This window comes from Nonomuraea zeae, from assembly GCF_005889725.1.
Taxonomy (GTDB): Bacteria; Actinomycetota; Actinomycetes; order Streptosporangiales; family Streptosporangiaceae; genus Nonomuraea; species Nonomuraea zeae.
On record NZ_VCKX01000456.1, the window covers coordinates 1 to 7,122 of the forward strand.

The following is a 7,122-nucleotide window of genomic DNA, read 5'->3' on the forward strand; positions in this document are numbered from 1 at the left end:
CCACCGGCCCCGGTGGTGAGGCCGCGATGACCATACGCGTCCTCATCGCCGACGATCACGAGGTCGTCCGCCAGGGCCTGCGCTTCGTCCTGGACCAAGAGGACGGCATCGAGGTCGTCGGCGAGAGCGGCGACGGAGCCGAGGCGCTGCGGGCCGTGCGGTCACTGCGCCCCGACGTGCTGCTGCTCGACCTGGTCATGCCCGTCCTGGACGGCCTCCAGGTGCTGCAGCGGCTGGGCGGCGAGCCGGGCGAGCGGCCCGCGGTGATCGTGCTGAGCTCGTTCCAGGACGACGACAGGGTGGTGGAGGCGGTGCGGCTCGGCGCGCTCTCCTACCTGTCGAAGACGACCGCGGTGGACCGCCTGGTCGAGGCCGTGCGCGCGGCCGCCCGGGGCGGCAGCGTGCTCGCGCCGGGCATCGCCGCGCTGCTCGTCCGCCAGGTACGCCGCGGCGAGCGGCCCCAGCCGCTCGACACGCTCACCCCGAGAGAGCGCGACGTGCTGTGCGCGCTGGCCAGGGGCCGCTCCAACGCCGAGATCGCCAGGGACCTCCGCATGGGCAGGGAGACGGTCAAGTCACACGTCTCCAGCATCCTCGGCAAGCTCGGCGTGGCCGACCGCACCCAGGCCGCCATATACGCGCTCCAGCACGGCGTCGTACCCCTGGACGAGGCTCTTTAGGGGGACCCCGCCCCCCGCATGGAGGGCATGCCGCTAGACTCGCCCGGCGCGTCGGGGGCTCTCCCGGGTGACAATCTTCCCTCTCTTGGGGAGGCTTCAGAGTACGGCACCGACCACGGGAGCAGGGGTTCCGCGACAGCCGACATTCGAGCGAAATTTCGTTCGTTTTCCGGTCTTGTTAAATTGCTCCCGGGATGTAACCTTTGGTGGCGATTCGTCCTACCATCGGTGGTCTAGGCCATCGTGCACGGCCCTGCCAGCAGGGACACCCTGGTTACCGGCCAGTAGAGATGCGTTTTCTACGACTAGCGACCAGGATGGAAGGCGACCCAAGACCAGACATCAGTCCATCTCGGAAGGCGAGACCCAGTGGCTTCCGGACGCCAGCGATTCTCGATCATCAGCGACGGCCTACCCAGCCAACTGCCTGATGTCGACCCCAGCGAGACCAACGAGTGGCTCGAGTCTCTCGACAACGTCGTCAAGACCGAAGGCCGCACCAGAGCCCGCTACCTCATGCTGCGCATGCTGGAGCGGGCCCGCGAGCACCAGGTCGGCGTGCCGGGCCTGCGCAGCACCGACTACATCAACACGATCCCGCCGGAGCGCGAGCCCTGGTTCCCGGGTGACGAGCACGTCGAACGCCGCATCCGCGCCTACATCCGCTGGAACGCGGCCATCATGGTGTCCAGGGCCAACGCCCGCACCAACGTCGGCGGCCACATCGCGACCTACGCCTCTGCCGCCTCGCTCTACGAAGTGGGCTTCAACCACTTCTTCCGCGGCAAGGACCACGGGGAGTCGGGCGACCAGGTCTTCTTCCAGGGGCACGCGGCGCCCGGCATCTACGCCCGCGCCTTCCTCGAGGGCCGGCTCAACGAGGCCCAGCTCGACGCGTTCCGCCAGGAGCTGTCGCACGGCTTCCACGGGCTGCCCTCGTACCCGCACCCGCGGCTCATGCCCGATTTCTGGGAGTTCCCGACCGTCTCCATGGGCTTGGGGCCGATCGGCGCGATCTATCAGGCGCGGTTCAACCGCTACCTGCTCAACCGCCAGATCAAGGACACCAGCCGCAGCCACGTGTGGGCCTTCCTCGGCGACGGCGAGATGGACGAGCCCGAGTCGCTCGGCGCGATCGGCCTGGCCGCCCGCGAGGAGCTCGACAACCTCACGTTCGTGATCAACTGCAACCTGCAGCGGCTCGACGGCCCGGTACGCGGCAACGGCAAGATCATTCAGGAGCTGGAGTCGTACTTCCGCGGCGCCGGCTGGAACGTGATCAAGGTCGTCTGGGGCCGTGACTGGGACCCGCTGCTCGCGGCCGACGTCGACGGCGTGCTGGTCAACCAGATGAACACCACGCCCGACGGCCAGTTCCAGACCTACTCGGTGGAGTCCGGCGGCTACATCCGCGACCACTTCTTCGGCGGTGACCCCCGCCTGCGCAAGATGGTCGAGCACCTCACCGACGACGACATCCGCAAGCTGTCGCGCGGCGGTCACGACTACCGCAAGGTCTACGCGGCGTTCAAGGCGGCCCGTGAGCACGTCGGCCAGCCGACCGTGATCCTCGCCCAGACCATCAAGGGCTGGACGCTGGGCAAGGACTTCGAGGCGCGCAACGCCACGCACCAGATGAAGAAGCTCACCAAGGCCGAGCTCAAGGAGTTCCGCGACCGGCTCTACCTGCCGATCCCCGACTCGGCCCTCGAAGGCGAGCTGCCCCCCTACTTCCACCCGGGCGAGCACGACCCCGAGATCGAGTACATGATGGAGCGCCGCGCCGCGCTCGGCGGCGTGCTGCCGAAGCGGGTCGTGCGCGCCAAGCCGGTCAAGCTGCCCGGCGACGACGTCTACAGCCAGTTCGGCAAGGGCTCGGGCAAGCAGCAGGTGGCCACCACGATGGCGTTCGTGCGGCTGCTCAAGGACCTCATGCGGGACAAGGAGATCGGCCACCGGTTCGTGCCGATCATCCCCGACGAGGCCCGTACGTTCGGTCTCGACGCCATGTTCCCGACGGCGAAGATCTACTCCCCGCACGGCCAGACCTACGAGGCCGTCGACAGGGAGCTGCTGCTGTCGTACAAGGAGGCCGTGCAGGGGCAGATCCTGCACGAGGGCATCAGCGAGTCGGGCTCGATGGCCTCGACCATCGCGGCCGGCACCGCCTACGCCACGCACGGCGAGCACATGATCCCGATCTACATCTTCTACTCGATGTTCGGGTGGCAGCGCACCGGCGACCAGATGTGGCAGATGGGCGACCAGATGGGCCGCGGCTTCCTGCTCGGCGCCACCGCGGGCCGCACCACGCTCAACGGCGAGGGCCTGCAGCACGAGGACGGCCACACGCCGCTCATCGCCTCGACGAACCCGGCCGCGGTCTCCTACGACCCGTCCTGGGCCTTCGAGGTCGCGCACATCGTCAAGGACGGCCTGCGCAGGATGTACGGCGACCAGCCCGAGGACGTCTTCTACTACCTGACCGTCTACAACGAGCCCTACCTGCAGCCCGCGCAGCCCGCGGACCTCGACGTGCAGGGTCTGCTGAAGGGCCTGTACAAGTTCGCGGCGGCCCCGCAGACGCAGGGCCCGAAGGCCAACATCCTGTCCTCCGGCGTGGCCGGCCCGTGGGCCGTGGAGGCGCAGCGCCTGCTGGCCGAGGACTGGGGCGTGTCGGCCGACGTGTGGTCGGCGACGTCGTGGTCGGAGCTGCGGCGCGACGCGCTGGCGTGCGAGGAGTACAACCTCCTCAACCCCGACGCCGAGCGGCGCGTCCCCTACGTGACCCAGGCGCTGTCGCAGGCGCAGGGCCCGTTCGTGGGCGTCAGCGACTACATGAAGGCCGTACAGGACCAGATCGCGCAGTGGGTGCCGGGTGACTGGTCCTCGCTGGGCACCGACGGGTTCGGCCTGTCCGACACCCGCTCGGCGCTGCGCCGCCACTTCCACGTGGACGCCGCCTCGATCACCCTGGCCGTGCTGACCAGCCTGGTCAAGCGGGGCGAGCTCGACGGCGAGGTGCTGCGCGAGGCCATCGCCCGCTACCACCTCAAGAACGGCGTCACCGAGGCGGGCGGCGCGGAGAGCAACGACACCCAGTCGATGGGCGTCTGAGAAAAACCGGATCCGAGTGATCCGGCGGCGGCGCTCCCGCGAAATGTTTCCCGCGGGAGCGCCGTCATATTCGGCCGTCCGCGCCGTGGGGCCTGTGAGGCGGCACGTTCAGGAGGGGTACGTGCCGCCTCACCCAGGTTTGGTGCGGGGTCACGTATTGTGGGCACTACTTCCCCCTGAGAGACGAGGGGAAGTTTTTTCGTGATGCGACGCGTCCTAGCCGCCGCCCTGCTGGTGACCGCCACCGGCTGCTCCACCGCACCCGCGGAGCCGGCCACCCAGTCGACGGCCGCCCCCGACAAGATCGCCTGGGGCCCGTGCACCGACATCAAGCGTCCCGACGGCGAGCCGCCGGCCAGGCAGGACCCCTCGGTCCGGTGCGGGAAGCTGTCCGTGCCGCTCGACTACGCCAAGCCCGACGGCGACAAGATCGACCTGGCGCTCATCAAGCTCCCCACCACCAGCAAGAGCAAGCCGCTCGGCTCGATGGTGTTCAACTTCGGCGGGCCGGGCGCCTCCGGCGTCGACACGCTCGACCAGGCCGCCAAGGCGCTCACCAACCTGCGGGCCCACTACGACCTGATCAGCTTCGACCCGCGCGGCGTCGAGCGCAGCGCCGGTGTGCGCTGCGGCAACGGGGCGGAGATGGACAAGTTCACCGCGCTGGACACGCTGCCGCCCGGCGAGGAGACGGACCGGGAGATCGACGCGGCCAACAAGCAGTTCGCCGCGCTCTGCCAGCAGAACTCCGGCAAGATCCTCCCCTACATCGGCACCGTGAACGCCGCCCGCGACATGGACCGCATCCGCGCCGCGGTGGGCGACCCCAAGCTCAACTACGTCGGCATGTCCTACGGCACGCAGCTCGGCGGCGTCTACGCCACCGAGTTCCCCAAGAAGGTGGGCCGCATGGTGCTCGACGCGCCGCTCGACCCGACGGTCACGTTCGAGCAGCGCACGCTGGCGCAGACGCGCGGGTTCCAGCGGGCGTACGAGAGCTTCCTGCGCTCGTGCCTCAAGAGCACCTGCGAGCTCGGCAAGGACCAGGCCAGCGCCAACGCCAACGTCGAGAAGCTGATGAACCAGCTCACCACGAAGCCACTCCAGGTCGGCGGCCGGGCGCTGACCCAGGGGCTGGCCGCCACCGGCCTGGCCGCCGCGCTCTACTCGGAGCTGACCTGGCCGTTCCTGGAGCAGGCGCTCGGCGACGCGCTCAAGGGCAAGGGCGAGGCGCTGATGTACCTGTCCGACTCCTACACCGGGCGCAACGAGGACGGCAGCTACTCCACGCAGATGACCAGCTTCCCGGCCATCACCTGCGTGGACACCGCCGAGCGGCCCTCCGAGGCCGAGCTGCGGCGGACGGCGGAGGCCTCGCTGAAGATCTCGCCGCTGTTCGGCAGCGAGGGCTCGGGCGGGCTGTGCAGCGTCTGGCCGGTCAAGGGCAGCAACCAGGCCCGGCACGTCAACGCCAGCGGGTCCGCGCCGATCGTGGTGGTGGGCGGCAAGGGCGACCCGGCCACGCCGTACGAGTGGGCGCCGAAGCTGACGGCCCAGCTCAAGACCGGCAGGCTGGTCACCTACCAGGGCGAGGGGCATGGCGCGTACCTGTCGGGCAGCAAGTGCGTCCAGGGGCTCGTGGACGGCTTCCTGATCGAGGGCAAGCTGCCGGAGAAGAACGCGAGCTGCCCGGCGGCCTAGTCTGGGCCAATGACGGATCGAGTGACTGACCACGACGCCAGGGCGCTGATCTCCCGCATCGAGACGGAGAGCGCCCGGCTCGCGGCCCTGGCCGGCGACCTGTCCGTCCCGGTGCCCACGTGCCCGGGGTGGACGTTCGCCGAGCTCATCACGCATGTCGGCCAGACCCACCGCTGGGCGGTGCACGTCCTGCGCGGCCAGGTCCAGGAGCGGATCTGGTCGCGGCAGGTGCCCAGCGACCTGGCGGAGGGGCGTAGCGGCGACGCGGACTGGCTCATGGCGGGGGCCGCCGAGCTGCTCGACACGCTGCGCACGACCGACCCCGAGCTGGCGGTGTGGACCTGGGGCCCGGACCGGCGGGCGTCCTGGTGGCCGCGGCGGATGCTCTTCGAGCTGGTGATCCACCGGGCCGACGCCGAGCTCGCGCTCGGCATCGACCCGGTCGTCCCGGCGGAGGTCGCGATCGACGGCGTCGAGGAGTTCCTGCACAACCTGCCGTACGCCTCCTGGGTCGCCCGGCCGCTGGCCGAGCTCGGCGTGGAGGGGGCCACGATCCACCTCCACGCGAGCGACGCCGACGGCGAGTGGACCATCACCCAGGGGCCCGCCGGGAAGATCTCCTGGGCGCCCGGCCACGCCAAGGGCGACGCCGCCGTCCAGGGGACGGCGAGCGACCTGCTCCTGCTGTTGTACGGCCGCCGCTCGCCCGAGGCGCTCACCGTCCATGGCGACCGCGACCTCCTCACCCGCTGGCTGGCCACGGCCGCCTTCTGACCCGGCGTCCGGGACGTCAAGGCGTCACCAGGGCGCTTGGCCCTGGACGCGCCGCCGTTCGGCGAGCGGCGGCGTGTCCAGGGCGAGGGGTGAACCGCCTCTTCGAAGCGGCCCGCTCGCCTGCCGGAGTCGGCGGGGAAGGTGCTCTCCCCGGCCCCGCGAGCAGGTCATCACCTGCGGTGGAAAGTCCTTGGCCGGCCGCGCGCGCCAGGCGGGCCGTCGTGCGTCACCTGCGGTGGAAGACGCCGAAGAGGCTGCCCGAGGTGTCGCGGACGTAGGCGAAGTCGGTGCCCGCGCCGTCGTCGATCACCTTCGTGACCACCTTGCCGCCGAGCGACTCGCTCCTGGCACAGGTCTCCTCGACGTCGGCCACCTGCACGTGGAAGACGGCGTGCGCGGGGAACTCGCCCTTGGTGTTGTAGAGACCGCCCGCCGGCTGCTCACCACCCGGATAGCCGATCAGGCGATAGTCGACCGGACTCTCGTCACGGGCGAACGTCCAGCCGAACAACCCGCCGTAGAACTGCTGGGCGCCTTCGGGATCGTCGGTCGCAACCTCGAACCAGGTCACCGTGTTGTCCATCATTGCCTCTCTTTCTCGAACAAGACAACGATCTAACGTGTAGGCGACAACCCTATGTCGGTGTTTTCGATTGACTTTTCGAGCAGAGCTGCCTAATCGAGGACGGTGCCGTGCACGATCATCTCGGGCACGTCGGTGGCGAAGCCCTCGAGCGGGCGGTCGGGGCAGCGCTCGGCGGTGACGCTGGCGGCGGCGATGCGGTCGAGCCGGAAGACGCGTACGTCATCGCGTAACCGGCACCAGGCCACGAGATACCAGAACCCGCCC

General features: G+C 69.8%; 6 protein-coding genes. 4 read left to right on the forward strand and 2 right to left on the reverse strand.

Annotated features, from left to right (window positions below; translation table 11 throughout):
* The 4 genes from ETD85_RS58640 to ETD85_RS58655 form a co-directional block, all read left to right on the forward strand.
* Nucleotides 1-680 (forward strand): response regulator (locus tag ETD85_RS58640; RefSeq protein WP_338087267.1); only part of this gene is annotated, 680 nt, incomplete at its 5' end.
* A gap of 369 nt (nucleotides 681-1,049) precedes the next feature.
* Complete coding sequence (aceE, locus tag ETD85_RS58645; RefSeq protein ID WP_138698476.1) at nucleotides 1,050-3,797, forward strand: pyruvate dehydrogenase (acetyl-transferring), homodimeric type; 2,748 nt, start codon at nucleotides 1,050-1,052, stop codon at nucleotides 3,795-3,797.
* A gap of 204 nt (nucleotides 3,798-4,001) precedes the next feature.
* Nucleotides 4,002-5,498, forward strand: coding sequence for an alpha/beta hydrolase (locus ETD85_RS58650; protein WP_138698477.1), 1,497 nt, complete (start codon nucleotides 4,002-4,004; stop codon nucleotides 5,496-5,498).
* Nucleotides 5,499-5,507: 9 nt separating this feature from the next.
* Nucleotides 5,508-6,272, forward strand: coding sequence for a maleylpyruvate isomerase family mycothiol-dependent enzyme (locus tag ETD85_RS58655; protein ID WP_138698478.1), 765 nt, complete (start codon nucleotides 5,508-5,510; stop codon nucleotides 6,270-6,272).
* Nucleotides 6,273-6,498: 226 nt separating this feature from the next.
* Here the strand turns inward: ETD85_RS58655 and ETD85_RS58660 are convergent, their stop codons facing one another.
* Together ETD85_RS58660 and ETD85_RS58665 are read right to left on the reverse strand one after the other, a co-directional pair.
* Nucleotides 6,499-6,858, reverse strand: a complete 360-nt coding sequence (locus ETD85_RS58660; RefSeq protein WP_138698479.1) for a VOC family protein — start codon at nucleotides 6,856-6,858, stop codon at nucleotides 6,499-6,501.
* A gap of 89 nt (nucleotides 6,859-6,947) precedes the next feature.
* The coding region (locus ETD85_RS58665) for a WYL domain-containing protein (RefSeq protein ID WP_138698480.1) at nucleotides 6,948-7,122 on the reverse strand (175 nt) is incomplete at its 5' end.

Coding starts and splice junctions, on each gene's coding strand:
- ETD85_RS58660 (WP_138698479.1), bottom strand. CDS start 6,858: ATGATGGACAACACGGTGACCTGGTTCGAGGTTGCGACCGACGATCCC.
- ETD85_RS58655 (WP_138698478.1), top strand. CDS start 5,508: ATGACGGATCGAGTGACTGACCACGACGCCAGGGCGCTGATCTCCCGC.
- ETD85_RS58650 (WP_138698477.1), top strand. CDS start 4,002: ATGCGACGCGTCCTAGCCGCCGCCCTGCTGGTGACCGCCACCGGCTGC.